We start from the raw sequence: 1,245 nt of genomic DNA on the forward strand, positions 1-1,245 counted from the left end.
TGAGTGGTGGATTAGTCTGTAACAGAGTCTCTCAAATAATCGCAGCGCGATGGTGGAAACACCTTCGGGTTGTGAGGTTAAGCGACTAAGCGTACACGGTGGATGCCTAGGCAGTCAGAGGCGATGAAGGGCGTGCTAATCTGCGAAAAGCGTCGGTAAGGTGATATGAACCGTTATACCCGACGATACCCGAATGGGGAAACCCAGTGTGTTTCGACACATTATCATTACATGAATACATAGTGTAATGAGGCGAACCGGGGGAACTGAAACATCTAAGTACCCCGAGGAAAAGAAATCAACCGAGATTCCCCCAGTAGCGGCGAGCGAACGGGGAAGAGCCCAGAACCAGCATCAGTTTGTGTGTTAGTGGAAGCGTCTGGAAAGTCGCACGGTACAGGGTGATAGTCCCGTACACAAAAATGCACAAGTTGTGAGTTCGATGAGTAGGGCGGGACACGTGACATCCTGTCTGAATATGGGGGGACCATCCTCCAAGGCTAAATACTCCTGACTGACCGATAGTGAACCAGTACCGTGAGGGAAAGGCGAAAAGAACCCCGGCGAGGGGAGTGAAATAGAACCTGAAACCGTGTACGTACAAGCAGTGGGAGCCTACTTGTTAGGTGACTGCGTACCTTTTGTATAATGGGTCAGCGACTTATATTTTGTAGCAAGGTTAACCGAATAGGGGAGCCGTAGGGAAACCGAGTCTTAACTGGGCGTCAAGTTGCAAGGTATAGACCCGAAACCCGGTGATCTAGCCATGGGCAGGTTGAAGGTTGGGTAACACTAACTGGAGGACCGAACCGACTAATGTTGAAAAATTAGCGGATGACTTGTGGCTGGGGGTGAAAGGCCAATCAAACCGGGAGATAGCTGGTTCTCCCCGAAAGCTATTTAGGTAGCGCCTCGTGAACTCATCTTCGGGGGTAGAGCACTGTTTCGACTAGGGGGCCATCCCGGCTTACCAACTCGATGCAAACTACGAATACCGAAGAATGTTATCACGGGAGACACACGGCGGGTGCTAACGTCCGTCGTGAAGAGGGAAACAACCCAGACCGCCAGCTAAGGTCCCAAAGTCATGGTTAAGTGGGAAACGATGTGGGAAGGCATAGACAGCCAGGATGTTGGCTTAGAAGCAGCCATCATTTAAAGAAAGCGTAATAGCTCACTGGTCGAGTCGGCCTGCGCGGAAGATGTAACGGGGCTAAACCATGCACCGAAGCTGCGGCAGCGACG

At 51.4% G+C, this 1,245-nt stretch carries 1 rRNA gene (only partly in view); it reads left to right on the top strand.

Annotated features, from left to right (window positions below):
* Positions 1-75: 75 nt before the first annotated feature.
* Positions 76-1,245, top strand: a 23S ribosomal RNA gene (locus GW591_RS23995) (it continues 1,830 nt past the right edge of the window).

The sequence above is a fragment of the Rahnella aceris genome (assembly GCF_011684115.1).
Classification (GTDB): Bacteria; Pseudomonadota; Gammaproteobacteria; order Enterobacterales; family Enterobacteriaceae; genus Rahnella; species Rahnella aceris.